This is a genomic window from Streptomyces prasinopilosus (assembly GCF_001419695.1).
In the GTDB taxonomy this organism is placed as follows: Bacteria; Actinomycetota; Actinomycetes; order Streptomycetales; family Streptomycetaceae; genus Streptomyces; species Streptomyces prasinopilosus.
On the sequence record NZ_LIRG01000847.1, the window covers coordinates 1 to 1140 of the forward strand.

A 1140-nucleotide genomic window follows, 5' to 3' on the forward strand; every position below is an offset into this window, starting at 1 on the left:
GTCCCGGAGTCCCTCCCGGCCGCCGCGGCCCGCGAAGCCGCCGAGGAGCAGGGTCAGGACGCAGAGGACCGCGAGGGTCGTGGCCGGGCGGCGCGGGCCGCGGCGGGTCCGGGCGGTCCCGCGGTCGTCCGTGGCCCCGGGCGCCCCGCGTGTCGTCCCGGAGTCCCTCCCGGCCGCCGCGGAGGCCTCTCCGGCCGTCCCGGAGGCCTTCCGGGCCGTCCCGGAGGCCTTCCGGGGTGTCGTCGCGTCCGCGGCCGGCCCGGACGGAGGGGGGAGGACGTCCGTGCCGCCCGTGCCGGACCGGCTCCCGGTGTCCGGCCGGGTCCCGGCGAAGGGGGCGGGGCGGGTCTCGCGGGCCTGCCGGCGGCGCTGGCGGTTGATGTGGTGGCGGGTCGTCGACATGGTGCGGTGTCCTCCTCGGTGTGCGGCGGCCGGCGCTGTACGGGGCCGGGTCAGCCGGCCGGTGTGCCGCCCACGGGTGCCTGGCCCAGGGCGCTCAGCTTCCAGCGGCCCTCGGTCCGGGTGAGTTCACCGAGCATGCGACTGTCCTTGTCGGTCTTGGCTCCGTCGGCCGCCCTGACGGTGACGCGCAGGGCGACCAGCACCCGGGCGCGTCCGGCGCGGTCGTCGATCTCGGCGACGGCGCCGGACAGCACCCGGGCCGTGGTGACCGTCTTCGCCTCCTTCACCTGCTCGGCGAACTCCTTGCGGCCGGAGGCCAGTTGTTCGTGCAGTTCGCCGGTCGTCGAGGACTCCCACAGGTCGAGGCCCCGGTCCAGGTTCCGGTGGTCGAGCGTGTTGAGGTTCTGCACGGCCTGCTCCCCGGCGGCGAGCGCCTCGTCCCGTTGCCCGGCGTACGCGGCCCGGTCGTCGTGGGCCGCGCGGTACCAGTCCTGTCCCGCCCACGCCGCGAAACCGCCCGCGGTGAGGGTGAGGGCGAGCAGCACGGCCGGCAGCGGCCGGGTGCGGATTCCGGTGAGGGCGCGGACCGCGCGTTTCATGGGGTGCTCCACTCTCCCGCGCACGGTCAGCGGGCCTTGATGTCGGTGATCCGCCACTGGTCGTCCACGAGCCGTGCCGTGACGGTGAGTTGGGCCGCGGCGGTGGTGGCCGTGTCCTTGCCGCGGCCCAACTCACCGT

Annotated in this window: 1 protein-coding gene and 1 pseudogene; both read right to left on the minus strand. The window is 76.5% G+C overall.

The features are described from left to right. Positions 1-402, minus strand: a pseudogene (locus AOK18_RS27405) (hypothetical protein); the annotation flags it as partial. A gap of 50 nt (positions 403-452) precedes the next feature. Continuing rightward, positions 453-1001, minus strand: coding sequence for a nuclear transport factor 2 family protein (locus AOK18_RS27410; protein WP_055575052.1), 549 nt, complete (start codon positions 999-1001; stop codon positions 453-455). Positions 1002-1140 lie beyond the last annotated feature (139 nt).